Origin of the sequence: Agrobacterium sp. rho-13.3 (assembly GCF_033957765.2) — a bacterium.
In the GTDB taxonomy this organism is placed as follows: Bacteria; Pseudomonadota; Alphaproteobacteria; order Rhizobiales; family Rhizobiaceae; genus Agrobacterium.
On the sequence record NZ_CP192776.1, the window covers coordinates 62,070 to 79,298 of the forward strand.

Genomic DNA, 17,229 nt, shown 5'->3' on the forward strand with positions numbered 1-17,229 from the left:
GTGGAGCCTAGCGCGCTGCATGAATGCTATAGCCAGTGTTACGGACTGTGTGGACCAAAGGTAGATCGAAGGGTTTGTCGATTTTGGCGCGCAGACGGCTGATATGGGTTTCCACCACGCTGGTTTTTGGATCGAAATGGAAATCCCAAACGCGCTCCAGCAACATTGTGCGGGTCAAAACGCGGCCTTCACCGCGCATCAGAACTTCCAGCAACGTAAACTCGCGCGGTTGAAGCTCGATCAATGTGCCGCCGCGACGCGCCTGTCGTTTTACCAGATCCAGTTCCAGATCAGCGACCCGCAAGATTGTGGCCTGCTCCTGAGCCGGGGGGCGACGCCCTAACGCGTTGACCCTTGCCAGAAGTTCGGAGAATGCGAAGGGCTTGACAAGGTAATCATCACCTCCGGCCTCCAGTCCTTCAACCCGGTCGTCTACTCCCCCAATGGAGGTCAGGAAGATCGCCGGAATTTTGACGCGGGCAGCGCGGACAGCCTTCATCAGCGACAGGCCATCAAGACCGGGCAACATTCTGTCGACAATCATCACATCGTAGGGTTCACGCATTGCCTGAAACAGCGCATCGCGGCCATCGGCTATCACGTCGCAGACATGGCCGGCTTCCGCAAACCCCTTGACGATATATTCCGACGTTTTTCGATCGTCCTCGACGACGAGGATGCGCATGCGAATGCTCCGGTGGGCCAGTTGGGTTAAGATATGACGGCCACACGTCTAGTGTGGTCAATTGGCGTAAAGCTGCCTTAAACGTTACGGTTTTGTAAAGCAGTTCCTTGCTCGCACAAGTGAATACCACCGAAACAATAGGCCTCGGCTGCTTTCTGGTCATGGCCTTGAGGGATGTTTAAGGGCGGCAATCAATCCCGAAACATTTGTTTTGGCTGCATCGGCGTTTGGCTTAGACGCCCGCAGTGACGAAATGGCTTTATCGGCAGCATCATCGATAACGCCCCATTCGGCCTTATCGAGATGGTAGAGGCGGGACTGTGCCTTGTCCCAGGCGGTCTCGAAATCGGTGATGCGTTTTTTCGCAGCCGAGAGGTCACCCTTGTCTACCAGCGCCAGGGTGTCTGATGCGATCGTCTCGAACATTGTCAAATCTCCAAGCCCTGGGGTCTCGGCCATGGCTGGAGCAGTGCACATGACCAGAAGTGCTGGTCCCGTCGCTGCGGCGGCGAGCAACTGCAACGCAATGAAAGGTATGGCAAGTGCAGTCTTCATATGTCTTTTCCGGTGAAAGCGGATCGGCGATCACGCTTGCCCACAACCTGCGCCCGCCATTTTACCGTGACCTCGCCGACACCATACCGATTTGTAAGCTGAGGAAATGCGCAACCTTACGAAACTGTATCCTTACGGCAAGGCGGTCGTATGCGCAGCTTTCTAAAAGGGATCACCGGAGCGGAAGCTCATGGTCATCGGCAGCCTCAGGGCTGCATCTCAAAGGAAGACGTCATGAACAAGCTTATCGCAGCAACTATCCTCACCGCAATTATCGGTGCCGGTGTCGTCTCCACTTACGCAAATGCCGCTAACGTTCCGTGCGAGGAAATGCTGAAAGACATGCGTGCGGCAAAAACCACTGCGAAATTGAGCGACGCAGATATGGCCAAGGTCAATGAACTGGAAACCAAGGCTGTCGAGCGTTGCAACGCGGATGATGATGTCCGCTCGGATCAGTTCCTGACGGATGCCATGAAAATTATGGGCAAATAATCAACCCACGCAGACAGGAGAAATACCATGAGCCAACTTGTCATGGCGCGGGTGCAAGCCAACCGCGTTCCGGAAGTAACCGTCGAATTCTGGCTGATCAAGCTCATGGCAGTGACCATGGGCGAGACAGCGGCGGATTATCTGGCCGTCAATCTGGGGATGGGTTTGACCGCGACGTCGCTGATCATGAGCGCCATCCTGATTGGCGCTCTCTTTTGGCAATTTGCCCAGAAGCGGTACGTGCCGCACGTCTACTGGACTGCCGTTGTTCTGATCAGCATCGTCGGCACATTGGTCACGGACAACCTCGTCGACAACTTCGGCGTTGCGCTGGAAACGACGGCGATCGCTTTCACCGCCCTTTTGGCCATGACGTTTGCGGTTTGGTACGCTTCGGAAAAGACGCTCTCCATACATTCGATTTATACGACGCGTCGTGAAGCGTTCTACTGGCTCGCCATTCTCTTCACCTTCGCGCTTGGAACCGCCGTCGGCGATCTTGTCGCAGAGGTGTTCGCGCTGGGTTACCTCACGACCGGGATCATTTTTGGAGCAATCATCGGTGCCATCGCGCTTTGTTTCTACATCTTGAAAATGAACGCCATCCTCGCCTTCTGGCTCGCCTATATTCTCACCCGGCCGCTCGGCGCGTCCTTCGGCGACTTGTTATCGCAGCCGATGGAATATGGTGGTCTGGGCTTTGGCACGATTATCACCAGTCTGTTGTTTCTGGCGGCAATCGCGGGCCTGGTGATCTATATGAGCGTGTCAGCCAAAACTTCTGCGCCGGGTTTGAAAGGCACGCACCAAATTTTTTGATCGACAGCTCTTCGTGTCCCTTCGATCACGGACAATATCGCATGAGACAAATCTTGCCGCATCCAAAGCGAAAAAGCCGCAATCCGAGCTTATGAATGTCAAAACGACGTGTGGGGAGCGCTTGGCGTCATGAGACACTCTATTGCAGCGCTTTTTGTTGCTGTCGCATCGATCCTAGCTTCAGCCGGGCCTGTTTTAGCAAATTGCTTTTCTCTGGTCGGCACGCCTGGATGGCCTCCGATCATGAGGGCATTGTCGTCATCGCAGGTCTGTGAACAACTTCCAGCCGGACCCAACCATACGCGCAGTTTTCGCGTCCAGTCCGCAGAACTGTGCCGTAACGCGGATCAAAACTCGACCCTGAGAGCTTCCGCTGTCGTTACCTGCGAAAGCCCGCCTGATGCGCTTTTCGAGATGCCTCCGATGCAGTCGGAGATTGCCGTGATCGTTTCAGTCAACGAAAGAGCATGTGCAATTACGGATGCTCAGATTCAGATCGGTGGCGAATTGGGAAGTCTTTTGCCTGGTATGGTTGATGCCAGCGAACTGGCGAGGCACTGGACGCGATCGCAACTGTCGCAACTCTGCCAGGCGCGTTAGTTCAATGCGTGCTCGCGTGACTTTAAGCCATTTTCGGTTTCACCATGTTCCACCCACGCTGAATGATTTTTTTGCGGGCAATTCAATGTAGCGGATCTGGCAGGCTAACGCGAAATAGAAAAACGGGTTAGATCTTGCTGACACTCAACAGCAGCGGCTCAAAAATGTCGCCAGTAGTCGATAATGAATGTGTCGTTTGGCAGCTAACCGTGAGATTGCGGCGGTTGTTTTCCCATTTGGCACTTAATTTGAGGTTCTACCGGCCTAGAATCTCAAATTAAGTGCAACTGTGACGATCCAAGCGACTGATGTGAACAGTCTAGGATGTCTTCTATGGCGCTGTCGAAGCGGGCTTTGTTCTCACCCATCATGTGGCCACTCAGCATGCGAAGCATTTCGGGCCCGGCATGCTGGACAATGGCGACACCTGCCAAGAGGGCAGGGCGCAAACACATGGGCAAGATCGGGCTTGCTGGGCTCGGAAGTTTGCTGATTTCCGTCTGCATAACTTCGTCGAGATCAGGAATGATGACACCGAGGACCCTATAGCCCGACGGTTCGTAACCTGGCAGCAACTTTGGGACGCGCCGCATTAGCAGGAGACGGGCAATCTCACTCGACGATACCCAGTTTTGGATACCATGCTCAGCCTCGTTGTCGAGCATTTCTTCTCCTATCAGCGCTGCATGGTGATAGCCGCGGAAGGGAAGGGAGCCGTCACTCCCGCCAACTGTCTGCAGTAGACCTCCGCAAAGCGGGCAGGTGATCCGCCAACCTAAGAACTGGCTCCGGAGAATGACTGGCAATCCGTCGGCCGTTCGGGGGCAAGTAGAGCATAATTGTCGTGGCTCGCTTGCGATCATTCGCCGGGATGATTGCGGGATGTTCGAGAACGTCATGCGGCGGACCGTAGAGCGCTCGATCGAGAATTTGTGGGAAATACAGTCGAGCTGATCTTCGGTGAGATTCAAATCGGCGGCGCGCAATGATGGCAATTCGGGGAGGCAATGCTGAAGCATGCCCGAGGGAGAGATCGCGTAGAATGCGGCATGCCGGGCAATCTACGACGATAAAAGCTCATCGGCGCACGGCACCAGCCTTACCGGCAATCGCCGTTCGCATAAGTTCGTTTTCATGCGAACGCTGCGTCGGCGTCGAATTCCGGCTCCCATTTCTCAATAGCTTCATCGGTAATTCGCTCTCTTCCGCTTTGAATTGCCTCGATAGCCAGAGAGTTGATTATGTGGAAGATATTGGCGGTAATGTCCTCTGTGACTTGCAGTATTCGCCGCAGTGATTTCGCGGTTAGCACTGATGGGTGCTGCAATGGAGTATTGCGCAGTATCAAGGCGACCAACATTTCGAACTGCTCATTTGCGGCCCACCGGCTCAGCGTGAACTGGTCGAAGCGACGCGCCAACTGGACATCGCCACCAATGGCCTCACGGGCGTCGTTCACGCCGAAACAGACGAGGGAGATCTGGAGGCGGTTGCTGAGAAAGCGCAACGTATTTAACACGATGCGCTGCTCGCGATAGTGGCAAAGCCGGACATGTGCCACCTTCACGGTCGTCGTCACCCCGTTAATCAGAATGATCTCGTAGCTCAAGTCAAACTGGTAGGCCTCGCCGGGCGCATAGTATAGCGGGACATAAGCTTCGGTCGTTACCGCACCACGGCTCTTGGCCCAAGCCTTGGCATATCGGCGAACGGTGTCGTAACTGCCATCATAACCGAGTGACCGGACCTCCTCGTAAATCCGGATCAGCGTCAACCGTTCGCGCGATACTTTGCCTTCGTTAAGCTCCCATCAGGGGCAAGGGTTGATGCCCACGCTTGTAGGCAAACTCAGTCGCATCGGACCGCAGAATTTTGCGCACAGTATTGCGAGAAACATTCAGTTCTCTGGTGATCTTCTTTACCGACCAGCCCTGAACATGGAAGGCTCGTCGGACACGGGCAATCGTATCCATTCTCTTCAACTCCCTACTCCATCCGCTGCCAAAAGCCGGATGGTCGGATGAAATCCAGAGGGGGTCAAAATTGAATAAGTATCACCCCACCAAAGGGGTCAACATTCCATGCTTAAACACAGCCGAGGCTGGCACCGGCGGAAACCCCCAGGACATCCGGTGATACGAGCGGATTGCGAAACAGTCCCTGGTAGGTGGCACCGGCGGCTGCGAGTGCTGACCCGATCAACAGGCCAGCTGCAACACGGGGCAGGCGTACATTCCAGATCACTGTCTGTTGTATGGGATCGACGTCCGCCTGGCCACCCGTCAGGCCCGCCAGCAGGACCCGCAGAATGTTCGCTGGTGGAACCCAATACTTGCCAGTGGCAATAGATGCGATAGCCAAAACCGACAACCCAGCAATACCGAGTATTATCAGCTTCCAGTGGCTGCGGTCTGGTTGTGCGTTGTCCATGATCATGGATTGGGTGTGGCACCCTTCAGCAGCGTCACAAGCTGCTCGCCGGCAGCTTGTCCGGAGCGAAGTATCTCATCCTTATAAGGACCCGCAGCTACAGTGTGAGTGACGCCCATCAACGCGCTGCTGATCGTCGCATTAGTCTTGTCCGTTAGGGCATCGCTTTTGGTGTCGATCATGGTGCTCATGCCGTTGATCCAGTCGCGGATCTCGGGCAGAAGCTTGGCATTCAGATCGTCGGCCTTGATGAGCGCTGCTTTTGCCGTTTCGTCATCGTCTCTGCTTCCGGCAGCAAGCGCCTCATCCGTTATCGATACGACGGCTTTCGCACCCTGTTCGAAGCTCAAGATTTTTTCCGCTCGATCCGGCAAAGCCTGCCGCGCCGAGGCCATAAACTGTAAAAGGCGATCTTTGCTTGCCTTATAGTCTTCGGCGGCTCGGGCCAACTCGGGAGAACCCGACTGGTGTGGGTAGACTTGATAGGCGTCGTAGGTGACAGCCACCAGTCTCTGGCTGGCAATCGCCATATTGATCTCGGCGTGTCCGTCACCCCCGATGAATTCCGAATATTCCTGGTCGGCGCTACGATAGCTGTTGGAGACGTAGAGCACACCCCCGATACCGACGGCGCAGGTAGGAATGAGCAGGCAGAGGATCTTGGTGCGGATCTTGAAGTTCGGGACGAAGGACATGGCGTGACCCCGATTGAGTTCCTGCAAAATCTTGCATATGCAGGATAATACGCCGTTAAGCCTATTTTCAGTTGCGCTCAGCGGCTGAGCACCGGCGCACGCGGTTGCAGGATTTTGCCAACCTTCTTTAATTAGTCATTGGTGAAATTGACGCATTGTGTGGCTGTAATGCACAGCAGGTCGATCGAAATGGCACTATTCTCAAAAAAGCGCGCTCCCTCCCGGACGCAGCGCGTCGCTCTTCTCACCGTTATTTTCACCGGCGTCATCTTTCTGATCGCGGCCCTTGTCATCACGGCGGTGATGCAAATGCGAGATAAGGCTGACGTGATCGACGACGCCCGCGCAACACAGGCGGCCACGGCTGCCATCCGCTCGTTTCAGGCACGACTCGGTTCGACCGTTCGCGACAACGCCATTTGGGATGACGCCTACGCACATATAGGGTCACCGGACGCAGCCAGCTGGGCCTTCGAAAACTGGGGTAAGACAACCGAGGATTACCCGCTCTACGACGTCGCCATCGTCCTCAAGCCCGATCGAAGCGCTCTTAGCGCGTATAAGAAGGGCGAACCGTTCGAACCCGCTTCTTTCTTTGGGAATTCCCTTGGCCAGCTGGCGGACAAAGCCGCCAAGTCTGGAAAGAAGCCTGTGACGGCCTTCGTCCCGACCAAGACAGGTATCTATCTTGTCGCAGCCGGCGCGATACAACCGTTTAACGACAGCCCCCCGGGCGACACGGTGAGCACGCTTTTGTTTGCAAAGCTTCTGACGAACGATGTCATTGCCCAGCTGGAGACGACATTTGACATTGATGGCCTGAAACTGGTCTCCGCCCCGCGTCCGGGTGAACTTAGCATGGCGCTTGTGGGCGAAACCGGTCGTGCCGTTGGCTATCTGCAATGGCCAAGCCGCATGCCGGGTAGCGTGACCTACGAAGGGGTTCGGACTTATCTGGCGCTTGCTGGAATTTTTCTCGTTGCGTTCTTCCTCGCGATCATCGCCACTGCCGTTGCAACGATACGCAGTTTACAGCGCGACACGGCCGCGGCGCGCCTCAAGGCTCACCACGATAGTCTGACGGGGCTCCTCAACCGAGCCGGGCTCTTCGAACTGGTTGAAGAGGCGACGGCAATTTCGGATCACGGAGTGGCACTGGCGCTGGTGGATCTCGACGGCTTCAAGGAAGTCAACGACGCCTGGGGTCATGCCATCGGCGACCGGTTGATCGGTCTGGTCGGTGAGCGCTTGAAAGAGACCATTCCACACGCGCAAGCAGTATCGCGTCTCGGCGGCGACGAGTTTGCCTTCCTCTGCAAAGCTGAAACCATTGGCGACACGGCAGCAAGCTTGATCAGCGCCTTACAGGAACCGTTCAGGATTGGCGGCAGAACGATCGAGGTCGGTGCGAGCATCGGCACCGCACCACTCGGTACCGACGTTTCCGATGGTTACGAACTTCTGCGACGGGCTGACATGGCCCTTTACGAGGCGAAGGAGAGTGGCCGAGGACGGGTTGTGAATTTTTCGACTATCCTGGACGAGCGGCGCCACGAACGATCGGAGATGGAAGAAAAGCTTCGCCAGGCGATCGAGAGAAAGGAAGTGCGTCCTGTGTTTCAGCCATTGGTCGACGCGAAGACGGGTTCCCTGCGTGGCGTGGAGGCGCTTGCGCGATGGACGCCGGAGACGGGGCCGGTCAGTCCAGAAGTCTTCATAGGCGTCGCTGAAAAGGCCGGCCTTATCGATGAGTTGGGTCGACACATTCTTGAAATTTCTGTTGAAACGGCATCCTCCTGGAACGGTATCGGCCTGTCGGTGAATGTCTCCCCGGTGCAATTGCGCAACCCCGACTTTGCCGCCCTCGTCGAAGAGGTGCTGCAGACGAGAGCCTTCGATCCAAAGCGCCTGACGCTGGAGATTACCGAAGGTGTCCTGATGTCGAATCCTGAGCAGGCAAAGCGAACGCTTGCCCGCTTGAAAGCGATTGGCGTAAAGTTTGCGCTCGACGACTTCGGGTGTGGTTATGCCAGCATTGGCGCGCTGCGCGAGTTTGGGTTCGACCGTATGAAGATCGATCGATCGCTCGTTATTGCGCTGGACGATCACAGGGGCGCGGGCATCCTTAATGCGACGCTCTCGCTGGCCAGAGCTCTGGACATTCCGGTGACCGCCGAAGGGGTTGAGACACAAGCTCAGGCAAACGCCTTGGCAGAGTCCGGCTGTGACCAACTGCAAGGCTACCTGGTCGGAAGGCCGATGGGCGGTGAACAGGTTGAAGAAACATTCTTCAAGTCTGCAGCCTGATATCATAGCTTCATCTAAGAGGCGTCTCTAAACGGGTTGTCCTACAGGGCTACCACGAAGCCTCAAAGTGGTGCTGTTCGGCGCGGCCGCCGTCGGATTCAGTTAGAGATTTTGTATATTCGAGCCCTCAGTATCTTGGGGTCGTAGCACCAGCCGGAAACAGGAAGTCACCAATAAGACCGTGATCGACGCCGCCGACCGCATCATAGATCTTTATCGTCGCCATGCTGGTGCATGGACAACCGCGCGCGGCACGGTCATGCCGGAGCGCGCGTGGATCGAGCGATTTGCCGACATGCTATCCCGAGGGACGGCGGTGCTCGACATTGGATGCGGATCAGGAGAGCCTATCGCCCGTTACCTCGCCGGCAGAGGTCATCCGGTTAGCGGCGTGGACGGTTCGCCCGAGATGATCGCCCTGTTCCGGGCGAACCTGCCCGGCGAGACGGGAAGAGTGGCGGATATGCGCTCGCTGAAACTGGATCGGAGATATGGCGGGTTGATTGCTTGGGACAGTTTCTTTCACCTTGCGCCGCACGATCAGCGTATGATGTTCCCTCTCTTCCGCGACCATGCCGAACCGGAGGCCCCATTGCTGTTCACCAGCGGCCCCGCCTTTGGCGAAGTTTTAGGCACGTTGGAAGGGGAACCCCTTTATCATGCCAGCCTCGACCCCAACGAGTACCGCCTACTGCTAGACCGGAATGGCTTTGATGTGGTGACCCATACTGCGGAAGACCCTGACTGTAGCGGGCACACGGTCTGGCTGGCGCGTCAGCGGCAGCCGTAAGAGCGTCGCGGAAATCCTATTTTGCAGCGCGGAAAAGTCGACCGCCTATTTCCTTCCCTCTGGACTTCAACGTTCGTGGGACCTACCTTGATGCTACGGCAGACCTGAAAATTGCATCTGGTTTCAGCCTCGAGGCATAGCACTTCGCAACGAATTGCGCTTCAAGCCGGCCGCCTCACTCTCCCAACATCAACATAATCTCACCGCACTAGCGGAAGGAGTTTCCATGGCTACCGCCCAATGCGCCTGCGGCGCCCTCAGACTCACGGTTAGCGAGCCACCACAATTGACTGCGCTTTGTCACTGTTTGGCTTGTCAGCGAAGAACTGGTGCGCCGTTCAGCGCCATTGCCTTTACTCCGTTAAGTGTGTCGAAATATCTGGAAAAGCGACAGAATTCGCTCGTAGCGGCGATAGTGGTCGCAGGGTCCGCATGTATTTTTGTCCTACTTGCGGTTCGACAGTCTATTGGAAACCCGATAACTCGCCGTTTTGGATAGGAGTGGCGGTGGTTCTTTTGCTACGGTCGTTACGTCGGCCTTCGAATGCCGACCATCAATTCCCTGGTCTGGGCCGGCAGAAAACGCCTCGAACGTTACGCCGAAGTGTTTCCCTACCAAGTCGCGGACAAGATCCTCGAAATCTGGATGCGAGAGCGTTCTAAAATCATAGGTCATCGTCCAGCGTTATTCTCGCAAATACAGAGCCTTGGCTAAGTTGGACGGTGCAACAAGAGATATTCAAGATCAAGGGGAAATATCAATGTAAGCAAGAGTTTAAAGACATCGCTCCAGCGGCTTGGGTTCGTATCCGTTCAAGGCGTCTGGCTCAGTCGTCGTTAAACAATCACCTGCTCATCTATCCGGCGACAGTCGATGTAGTTTAGCGTCGGGAGATGCAGCAGCCCAGTCTAGCATGTGCGCTTGCTGCCTAGGGACTGCTCGCAACATCGGCGCCGGTCGGGTGGTGGACGTGGTTGGCCAAGACAGCGCCAGACGCGGCGGAAGCAGGTGGCGGCCTGATGGTCGCTGTCGTCCAGCTTGCGATCACGATTGGTGCCACAATCGGTGGACTCATCTATGACACCAGTGGATATCCGCTGACCTTTAGTTTGAGTGCTGGCCTCCTGGCCGCGGCAGCTGTGATGGCTGAATTAACCCGGCGCCTCGCTCGCAAGTCATGTTCCAAGTAATTCATCACCGCCGACGGCTGTACCGTCGGCGGCTTGGCACAGGCGCGCGACTTGGTATCACTGACATAGGTGGTGCAACTATGTCCGACACTAGGAACGCTTGGAACGCGCGACCGTGATCCGAGTGCTAGGCTTTTACAGTCGAAAGATGGTCTGCATCGAATATTCTCTTCAACGCCTCGAAAATCGCCAGAACCGCTACACTTGAAGACGAATAATAGCCCGTCTGGGCATCGCGACGTCTCGACACGACACCACTTGAGCGTAGCTTTGCCAGATGCTGCGATAGAGCGGATTGACTAAGGCCGACCGCCTTGGCGAGCACACCAACCGCAAGCTCGCCATCGAGGAGATGGCACAGAATAATCAGCCGTTTCGCATTTCCAACCGCTGACAGTATCTCTGATGCTGCCTTCGCGTGATCCATCAGACATGTTCTAGCCACTGGTCTCCCTCCCGGTCCTGCTTGGGTCGCTCTACAATTTAGGAAACGCCGATAAGCGCCGTCTTATCGTGGAACACCGCCTCGATATTGTGGCCGTCGGGATCGATAACGTAGGCACCATAATAGCCTGAGTGGTATTCGGGCCTGAAGCCTGGTGCGCCATTGTCCGTTCCTCCGGAAGCCAACGCTTCGCGGTAAAATGCGTCCACTGCGTCTTTGTCTGATGCTGTGAAAGCGAGGTGGAGCTTGCCAACAGCAGCAGGATCGGCGGCAATCCACAGATTCGGATATGCATTGCCATAGGCAGCTTTCTCGACCGGCCCCGAAGTGACGTGAAACAAGCGGCTGACACCCAGCGGCGCCAATGCTCGGTCGTAGAAAATTGCGGATCTTTCGAAGTCGGTTACGCCGAAGCTGAGATGATCGATCATGAAATGTTCTTTCTGTTGGGAGTTTGAGCAATGCCGCCAACGGCAACACCGTTGGCGGCTGATTGATCAGCGTGCGCTGTCTATAAGGGAGCCGCCATCCGGGGTGAGGCTGTATCCCGTCATGTATTGCGAGTCCTTGCTGGCAAGGAAAAGGACGACCGGCGCAACATCGTGTTCAGGGTCGCCGTAGCGGCCAAGTGGATTAGTCGGCTCGGGCACGCCCGCGTCTTCTCCCCATGTCAGAGCGAGGGGCAGAAGGTTGTTGACGGTGATCTTGTCGGCGGCCCATTCGCGCGCAGCCGTCCGGGTCAACGCCCGAACCGCTTCCTTCGCCATGTTGTAGGGACCGTAGCCCGCCAGGCCCATGACGCCCGCCATCGAGCCGAAGTTAATGATACGTCCCTCACCACTTGCCTTCAAATGTGGATGTGCTGCCTGCATCAGCCTCAGATAAGAAATCGGACCCATCTCGAAATTGCGTTGAAGCTGTTCGACTGACAGATCAAGGATCGACGAGTTAGGCGCGGATGGGTCGAATGCGTTATTGACGAGGATGTCGATCCCTCCGAAGGCTACGACGACCTGTTCGATAGCAACCTTGATCTGGTCGCCGTCGCTGACGTCACAAACGACGCCAATTGCCGTGCCGCCCGCAGCCTCGATCTCGGCTACGACCGCGTCGATGTTGGCACGGGTTCGCGACACGACCGCAACTTTTGCGCCTTCCTCTGCAAATAATTTGGCGGTCGCGCGGCCGATGCCACGGCTGCCGCCGGTTACCACGGCGACTTTTCCGGTAAGACGGTTCATGTTCAGAGCCTTTCGATGTTTGTTGATGAGTGAGTTGATGCGAGATGCGCGTATGCCGAAGGGGTTTCCCGCGCAGCATTCTGGGTGGTGAAGGACGCGATGAGCAGGATCATTCCGATTACGGCGGGGAGGGCGCCCTGGGGTTTCTTCACGCCGAGGTGCGCCATGCCGGACAGGATCAGATGGTAGAAAATACCGGCGTAAGCGAGATCGCTCAGCGCAACGTTGAAGCGCGACAAAATGACTGCGGCGCCAAGGACCTTCACGATGATCATGAACTGCAGCAGGTAGCTGGGATAGCCGAGATCCGTGAGGACGCCGCGAACCCAGACCGGCTTCGTGACATAGGTGAATGCCGAAAACAGATAGAGCAGGGACAACAGACCCGTGCTGATCCAGTAGATGTAGATCGTAAGCATAGCTTCTCCGACTGCTGCCGCTGTCGCGACAACACTGGTGGTGTTGATGTTTATCGGCCGGAGATAAAGATTTATCGGCGCAGCCTACTGCATACCGGGAAGATGTAGTGTAACATCGCCGATGACAAGTAGGATGAATAACTTGGGGTTAGTATGGAAAAACATACCAGTGACCATGAAGTAGTTAATATGCATGAGGAAATGCGCCGCGCATTCTCGTTATTGTCGGGCAAGTGGAAGCTCGAAATCATGTGGCTGCTCAACCAGCGGATTTACCGCTTCGGCGAGCTGCGCAAGGCTATCCCGGGTATCACGCAGCATATGCTGACCGCTCAGCTTCGTGAACTGGAGGAAGACGGACTGGTGTCGCGAACAATATTCGCGGAGGTTCCGCCCCGAGTTGATTATGAGATGACTGATAAGGCGCGCGGGCTGGGTCCAACCATGGAAGCGCTGGCTGCTTGGTGGACCAAATATGGCTCTACCGTGCCCGTAAAACGGTCAGTCGGGAGCGGACGAAGGCGCAAAGTCTGATCTACATCGGTTTGTGAGAGTAACAATTTCTCAACTCACATCTGTGGAACGCCTGCAAATATAGCGCGGCGATCAGGATGAGACGCTTGCGACAATCTGGATGAGATTCTTAGGTCGCAGTCGGGATGAAGTTATCATGCTGATTGCCGCTGACAAGATCTTTGTCGTTTTCTGATTGCCGCTCCGCGACAGGCAAGACTGAGGTCCTGATTGTCGCCAACGAGGGCGGCCGCCCGCGTTGTCGTTTCTCCTCAAAGGCCGCTCTGCGCCGGTAACTTTCGACATTCATCTCGAAGATCGTGGCATGATGTACGAGCCGGTCGACCGCTGCGAGTGTCATGGCGGGATCGGGAAAGACCCGGTTCCATTCTCCAAAGGTTGGTTTGCCGTGATCAGGATCGATCGATGCTCGTATCGTGCCGAGATCAATTCGAAGAGCACGCTCGTTTCCGCCTGGTCCTTGGTGACGTAGGCGAGATCATCGAGGATGAGCAGGTCGTACTTGTTGAGTTCGTCGATGGCGGATTCGAGCTGCAGTTCCCGGCGGGCGACCTGGAGCTTCTGCACAAGATCGGTTGTCCGGGTGAACAGGACCCGCCATCCGTTCTCGATCAGAGCAAAGCCGATAGCGGCGGCGAGATGGCTCTTTCCTCCGCCGGGGGGACCGAACATGAGGATGTTAGCTCCTTTGGCGAGCCAACTGTCGCCGGCGGTCATTGCCATAACCTGCGCCTTCGAGATCATGGGTACAGCGTCAAAGGCGAAGCTGTCCAAGGTCTTTCCGGACGGCAGGTTCGCCTCGGCGAGATGCCTTTCAATTCGGCGATTGGCACGCCTGCCAGCTCGTGCTCGGCAATAGCCGACAGGAAGCGAGCGGCTGGCCATCCCTCCTGGTCCGCCTGCTCGGCAAATTGCGGCCACAGCGTTTTGATGGTCGGTAGCCGAAGTTCGTTGAGCATCATGGCGAGCCGTGCTTCATCAATGACGTGGGCGTTCTTCATGCGGCTTCTCCCGTCCCGATCAAGGCCTCATAACCGGAGCCTTTTCACATTTAGCTCAGGATTTCATCGTTTTGTGCTCGTTCATCGAGACCAAGGTACCCGGATCAAGGTTGGCCTGGTCCATCACCATGAATGGACCGAACCGGGGATGACAAAGAGCTAGCGGACTTCGATATGCCTTCGGACGGCTTCCTGGGGTTAACATGCCGACTACTGATATCAGGATTAGAGGAGGGTCTCGGTAGAGGCCAGAAAACATCAAGCTACAACAACAGCCGAACTCTCGGCCTCGACAAAAACATCTGGCACAGCGGTTACCAGGTTTGCCTCCAGCAGCCCCAGTCCCCAGCTATTCATCTTAAGCAAAATTTGTTCAAGCGATCTTCCGAGAGGTGTCAGTTCGTAGACCACACGCGGTGGTATCTCGGCATATGCGGTCCGGGTGACTAGGCCACTATCCTCGAAGCGTTTCAGGCGATGAGTAAGCGTGTGCGCGCTGATGCCCTTCAAGCCCTTCTTGAGTTCGGTAAATCGCTGCGGTCCATGGAGCAGCTCACGTATGATCAGGGTCGCCCACGGTCCATCAAGCAGCAACAGGAACCTTTCAACACCGCAGTCGGGAATTTCTTTCTGCCGCATCAAAATCTCCCATTAGTGCATTTGACGTAACCGATGCAGTTGCTGCACCAAAGCCCAATTAGCATATTCAGCAGGAGCATCCAAATGTCTTACATCATTCACGGGGCAACCGGCGCGCAAGGCGAGCCGCTTTATAATCGCCTATTGGAGAGCGGGAGAAGCGCCATCGCCGCGGTTCGTGACCCATCCAGACTGAATGGCAAACCCGCAGTCGCGACAGACATGGGTCTGAAGTCCCTCGTCACCGCCTATAGCAGTGCAGAGGGAATTTTTGTGCATCTTCCGATGGGCCCTGAGCCGGTCCGCGTTCAGCAGGCGCGCAACATCGTGGAAGCGATCCGTCATACTAAACCCGGTCGTGTGGTCGTCTCGACCAGCGGGAATATTCTGGATACTGGTGACACGAACTGCCTCCCGAAAACTGCAATCGGCATTCTGGTCCGCGGTATCGAGGAAAGCGGCGTCTCCCTCGCGGTTGTGGCACCCAAATTCTATCTTGAGAATCTCCTGTTGCCCATGGTGATCGAGCCTGTGAAAACCGACGGCAATCTCAGGTACGCCTTCCGCGCTGATTTTGCCGTATCGTGGAGTTCGCATTTCGATGTAGCGGAAGTTTCAGAGCGACTCCTCCTCGACAAGACTGTCACAGGTATGGTCGGTGTAGGGCAGTTGCCCGGTCCTACCGGGGTTGATCTGGCCGTATCATTTTCCCGTTTTTTCGGTCGATCCGTGCAATTCGAGGCCCTTTCACCGGAAGCCTTTGGCAATATCCTGGAGCCGCTCACCGGCCCCGCAACTCCGGCGATTGTCCACCTTTACGAGGAAACGGCCAGGACGGAAAAGCAGGAGATAGCTGACGAAACCAGCGCGCAGAAGCTTCTCGGGATCAATCCTTTGACGACTGAACAATGGCTGGCGCGAATCTTCCGATAAAGCTTTTCAGACGCTCCCGTTTTCAATGGAAGTGCGCCAGGTAATTCACCGTCTTTCGACTGGAACGGCACGGCGCTCCAGTCGTATTTCACTTTCACCCGGCCAGGATGAAGTGGTAACGCCAGTATGCCTGGACTGATACTCCCCGGTCACCAGGCAGAGTGATGCTGCGGCTCTCTGTGAGCATTTCAACTTGTCCGCCGCTTTCAGGTTGGCTTTACAAGAAAACCCACCCGATCATACCCATGCGCTCCCTCTTTTAAAGGTGTGGCATGCGGAACGTATAGCGCCGCATGCTCTGGTCACCTGTCAGAATGTTGTGCGGCTGATTTTGCGGACGATGGCGATAAAGTCGGCCTGCGTAGTATCAGCCTTGAGCTGCTGCCCAAACTGAACGAAGCCCTTGTCGCGATTCACAGGGATAAGGGCCTTGTCAGCGCGGGCAAGTGCTGCGCGAACGCCATTAGCGTCGTAGTCCGTCAGATAGACTGGCGCACCTGGTTGCTGGTGCCACGAATCGTCGATGCTGCCCGCGTCGACGCCCTGGAACCCGATTTCCTTGACCAGATCGATGACGACTGCTTTCTGGCGCGCATCGTCGCCAGCAACGGGGATCGCGATCCCGCCCGTGGTGTCGTCAGACGTTCCGGCGATCGCGATGACCTGGAACAGCGTGTTGTTGAACACTTTCACGACCGCGCGGCCGAGCCGGTCCGAGACCCAGCGGCTTTGCGGCTGGCCCGCGTCGATCGCGGCGATCTGGCCGTCGCGGTTGGCGTCGTAGTTGTTGGGATCGATGACGATGACGTCCTCGGGAACACCGGCGAATAGGTCGGCCGGCAGGGTTGCGACGTTCTTCAGCGGGATCGCGATAACGACGACCTGCACGTCCTTGACCGCATCAGCGATCGCGACCGCCGTCGCGCCCGTCTTCGCCGCGACGTCGCCGAGCGTGTCGGGGCCGCGCGAGTTTGCGATCTTCACCGTATGTCCGGCCTTGACGAGTTTGCCGGCCAAGGTCGATCCGATGGCGCCTGCGCCTATGATTCCGATATTCATGATTACTCCATTCTCTGTGTCTGTGTTTAAACTGAAAGCCTCAGGGCGGAACCGTCCCGCCGGATCAGCGCGACAGGCCGGCCTCAGGCGTCGACGCCCTGGATGATGAAGGACCGATAGTCCGCGCCCAGGAAGCGGTGACGAACGGCGGCCTGGTATTCAGGACTATCATAGAAGGCACGAGCGTCCCCCGTTGTGGGAAAGCTGAGCATCACTGCGCCCTCAGGAGCAGCGCCCTCAAGCACGTCGAGCGAGCCGTAAGCGGCGAGTACCGTTGCTCCAGAGGTCCCAAGCAGAGGCGCCGCCAGCTCGGCGTAGCTTTGCATTTCGCTCGGATTGCGGCTGCGCTCGCGGATGAAAATTGCGTAAGCGGTCATCGCTAAAATCTCCT

General features: G+C 56.4%; 17 protein-coding genes and 6 pseudogenes. 8 read left to right on the forward strand and 15 right to left on the reverse strand.

Annotated features, from left to right (window positions below):
- Positions 1-7: 7 nt before the first annotated feature.
- Both RMR16_RS23620 and RMR16_RS23625 read right to left on the reverse strand, forming a co-directional pair.
- Positions 8-685, reverse strand: coding sequence for a winged helix-turn-helix domain-containing protein (locus tag RMR16_RS23620; protein ID WP_112500370.1), 678 nt, complete (start codon positions 683-685; stop codon positions 8-10).
- A gap of 159 nt (positions 686-844) precedes the next feature.
- Positions 845-1,240, reverse strand: coding sequence for a hypothetical protein (locus RMR16_RS23625; RefSeq protein ID WP_320202019.1), 396 nt, complete (start codon positions 1,238-1,240; stop codon positions 845-847).
- Positions 1,241-1,474: 234 nt separating this feature from the next.
- On the opposite strand from RMR16_RS23625, the gene RMR16_RS23630 reads away from it, so the two are divergent.
- Entirely contained in the window at positions 1,475-1,735 is a 261-nt protein-coding gene (locus RMR16_RS23630; RefSeq protein ID WP_320202020.1) for a hypothetical protein, read from the forward strand.
- A 27-nt stretch (positions 1,736-1,762) separates the two neighbouring features.
- On the forward strand, positions 1,763-2,554 hold the full coding sequence (locus RMR16_RS23635) for a COG4705 family protein (protein WP_320202021.1): 792 nt from the start codon (positions 1,763-1,765) through the stop codon (positions 2,552-2,554).
- Between the two features lie 872 nt (positions 2,555-3,426).
- Here RMR16_RS23635 and RMR16_RS23640 read toward each other — a convergent pair.
- The 5 genes and pseudogenes from RMR16_RS23640 to RMR16_RS23660 all read right to left on the reverse strand — a co-directional run bounded on the left by RMR16_RS23640 (position 3,427) and on the right by RMR16_RS23660 (position 6,279).
- Entirely contained in the window at positions 3,427-3,819 is a 393-nt protein-coding gene (locus tag RMR16_RS23640; RefSeq protein ID WP_320202022.1) for a hypothetical protein, read from the reverse strand.
- Between the two features lie 467 nt (positions 3,820-4,286).
- Positions 4,287-4,691: pseudogene (locus RMR16_RS23645) on the reverse strand (TniB family NTP-binding protein); the annotation flags it as partial.
- A gap of 318 nt (positions 4,692-5,009) precedes the next feature.
- Positions 5,010-5,127 (reverse strand): annotated as a pseudogene (locus tag RMR16_RS23650) (helix-turn-helix domain-containing protein); the annotation flags it as partial.
- 115 nt (positions 5,128-5,242) lie between these two features.
- Positions 5,243-5,584: pseudogene (locus RMR16_RS23655) on the reverse strand (iron chelate uptake ABC transporter family permease subunit); the annotation flags it as partial.
- Between the two features lie 2 nt (positions 5,585-5,586).
- Entirely contained in the window at positions 5,587-6,279 is a 693-nt protein-coding gene (locus RMR16_RS23660; protein ID WP_320202023.1) for a hypothetical protein, read from the reverse strand.
- 189 nt (positions 6,280-6,468) lie between these two features.
- Between RMR16_RS23660 and RMR16_RS23665 the strand changes: the two genes are divergently transcribed.
- The 4 genes and pseudogenes from RMR16_RS23665 to RMR16_RS23680 form a co-directional block, all read left to right on the forward strand.
- On the forward strand, positions 6,469-8,586 hold the full coding sequence (locus RMR16_RS23665; protein WP_320202024.1) for a bifunctional diguanylate cyclase/phosphodiesterase: 2,118 nt from the start codon (positions 6,469-6,471) through the stop codon (positions 8,584-8,586).
- A 181-nt stretch (positions 8,587-8,767) separates the two neighbouring features.
- Positions 8,768-9,376 carry a class I SAM-dependent DNA methyltransferase gene (locus tag RMR16_RS23670; protein WP_320202025.1) on the forward strand — a complete coding sequence of 203 codons (609 nt, stop codon included), beginning with the start codon at positions 8,768-8,770 and terminating at the stop codon, positions 9,374-9,376.
- 226 nt (positions 9,377-9,602) lie between these two features.
- Positions 9,603-10,039 (forward strand): annotated as a pseudogene (locus RMR16_RS23675) (GFA family protein).
- A gap of 270 nt (positions 10,040-10,309) precedes the next feature.
- Positions 10,310-10,567, forward strand: a pseudogene (locus RMR16_RS23680) (MFS transporter); the annotation flags it as partial.
- A gap of 127 nt (positions 10,568-10,694) precedes the next feature.
- Here RMR16_RS23680 and RMR16_RS23685 read toward each other — a convergent pair.
- From RMR16_RS23685 to RMR16_RS23700, 4 genes are all read right to left on the reverse strand, one after another.
- Positions 10,695-10,994, reverse strand: coding sequence for an ArsR/SmtB family transcription factor (locus RMR16_RS23685; protein WP_320202052.1), 300 nt, complete (start codon positions 10,992-10,994; stop codon positions 10,695-10,697).
- Positions 10,995-11,050: 56 nt separating this feature from the next.
- On the reverse strand, positions 11,051-11,443 hold the full coding sequence (locus RMR16_RS23690; protein WP_320202026.1) for a VOC family protein: 393 nt from the start codon (positions 11,441-11,443) through the stop codon (positions 11,051-11,053).
- 66 nt (positions 11,444-11,509) lie between these two features.
- Entirely contained in the window at positions 11,510-12,253 is a 744-nt protein-coding gene (locus tag RMR16_RS23695) for an SDR family NAD(P)-dependent oxidoreductase (RefSeq protein ID WP_320202027.1), read from the reverse strand.
- 2 nt (positions 12,254-12,255) lie between these two features.
- The gene (locus RMR16_RS23700; RefSeq protein ID WP_320202028.1) at positions 12,256-12,672 is read right to left on the reverse strand and encodes a DoxX family protein; all 417 of its coding nucleotides are present in this window, start codon (positions 12,670-12,672) and stop codon (positions 12,256-12,258) included.
- A gap of 153 nt (positions 12,673-12,825) precedes the next feature.
- Between RMR16_RS23700 and RMR16_RS23705 the strand changes: the two genes are divergently transcribed.
- Positions 12,826-13,206: a winged helix-turn-helix transcriptional regulator gene (locus RMR16_RS23705; RefSeq protein WP_320202029.1), complete on the forward strand. Its 381-nt coding sequence runs from the start codon at positions 12,826-12,828 to the stop codon at positions 13,204-13,206.
- 109 nt (positions 13,207-13,315) lie between these two features.
- Here RMR16_RS23705 and istB read toward each other — a convergent pair.
- Positions 13,316-14,207 (reverse strand): annotated as a pseudogene (istB, locus tag RMR16_RS23710) (IS21-like element helper ATPase IstB).
- A 258-nt stretch (positions 14,208-14,465) separates the two neighbouring features.
- Positions 14,466-14,846, reverse strand: coding sequence for a winged helix-turn-helix transcriptional regulator (locus RMR16_RS23715; RefSeq protein ID WP_320202030.1), 381 nt, complete (start codon positions 14,844-14,846; stop codon positions 14,466-14,468).
- 84 nt (positions 14,847-14,930) lie between these two features.
- Here RMR16_RS23715 and RMR16_RS23720 point away from each other — a divergent pair, with 84 nt between their 5' ends.
- The gene (locus tag RMR16_RS23720) at positions 14,931-15,779 is read left to right on the forward strand and encodes an NAD(P)H-binding protein (protein WP_320202031.1); all 849 of its coding nucleotides are present in this window, start codon (positions 14,931-14,933) and stop codon (positions 15,777-15,779) included.
- Positions 15,780-16,088: 309 nt separating this feature from the next.
- Here RMR16_RS23720 and RMR16_RS23725 read toward each other — a convergent pair whose 3' ends face one another.
- Both RMR16_RS23725 and RMR16_RS23730 read right to left on the reverse strand, forming a co-directional pair.
- Positions 16,089-16,838, reverse strand: coding sequence for an NADPH-dependent F420 reductase (locus RMR16_RS23725; protein ID WP_320202032.1), 750 nt, complete (start codon positions 16,836-16,838; stop codon positions 16,089-16,091).
- An 83-nt stretch (positions 16,839-16,921) separates the two neighbouring features.
- Entirely contained in the window at positions 16,922-17,215 is a 294-nt protein-coding gene (locus tag RMR16_RS23730; protein ID WP_320202033.1) for a DUF1330 domain-containing protein, read from the reverse strand.
- Positions 17,216-17,229: the final 14 nt, after the last annotated feature.

Excerpts from the sequence above, each read along its gene's own strand:
- RMR16_RS23620 (WP_112500370.1), bottom strand. The coding sequence starts at position 685 with ATGCGCATCCTCGTCGTCGAGGACGATCGAAAAACGTCGGAATATATC.
- RMR16_RS23625 (WP_320202019.1), bottom strand. The coding sequence starts at position 1,240 with ATGAAGACTGCACTTGCCATACCTTTCATTGCGTTGCAGTTGCTCGCC.
- RMR16_RS23630 (WP_320202020.1), top strand. The coding sequence starts at position 1,475 with ATGAACAAGCTTATCGCAGCAACTATCCTCACCGCAATTATCGGTGCC.
- RMR16_RS23635 (WP_320202021.1), top strand. The coding sequence starts at position 1,763 with ATGAGCCAACTTGTCATGGCGCGGGTGCAAGCCAACCGCGTTCCGGAA.
- RMR16_RS23640 (WP_320202022.1), bottom strand. The coding sequence starts at position 3,819 with ATGCTCGACAACGAGGCTGAGCATGGTATCCAAAACTGGGTATCGTCG.
- RMR16_RS23660 (WP_320202023.1), bottom strand. The coding sequence starts at position 6,279 with ATGTCCTTCGTCCCGAACTTCAAGATCCGCACCAAGATCCTCTGCCTG.
- RMR16_RS23665 (WP_320202024.1), top strand. The coding sequence starts at position 6,469 with ATGGCACTATTCTCAAAAAAGCGCGCTCCCTCCCGGACGCAGCGCGTC.
- RMR16_RS23685 (WP_320202052.1), bottom strand. The coding sequence starts at position 10,994 with ATGGATCACGCGAAGGCAGCATCAGAGATACTGTCAGCGGTTGGAAAT.
- RMR16_RS23690 (WP_320202026.1), bottom strand. The coding sequence starts at position 11,443 with ATGATCGATCATCTCAGCTTCGGCGTAACCGACTTCGAAAGATCCGCA.
- RMR16_RS23695 (WP_320202027.1), bottom strand. The coding sequence starts at position 12,253 with ATGAACCGTCTTACCGGAAAAGTCGCCGTGGTAACCGGCGGCAGCCGT.
- RMR16_RS23700 (WP_320202028.1), bottom strand. The coding sequence starts at position 12,672 with ATGCTTACGATCTACATCTACTGGATCAGCACGGGTCTGTTGTCCCTG.
- RMR16_RS23705 (WP_320202029.1), top strand. The coding sequence starts at position 12,826 with ATGGAAAAACATACCAGTGACCATGAAGTAGTTAATATGCATGAGGAA.
- RMR16_RS23715 (WP_320202030.1), bottom strand. The coding sequence starts at position 14,846 with ATGCGGCAGAAAGAAATTCCCGACTGCGGTGTTGAAAGGTTCCTGTTG.
- RMR16_RS23720 (WP_320202031.1), top strand. The coding sequence starts at position 14,931 with ATGTCTTACATCATTCACGGGGCAACCGGCGCGCAAGGCGAGCCGCTT.
- RMR16_RS23725 (WP_320202032.1), bottom strand. The coding sequence starts at position 16,838 with ATGAATATCGGAATCATAGGCGCAGGCGCCATCGGATCGACCTTGGCC.
- RMR16_RS23730 (WP_320202033.1), bottom strand. The coding sequence starts at position 17,215 with ATGACCGCTTACGCAATTTTCATCCGCGAGCGCAGCCGCAATCCGAGC.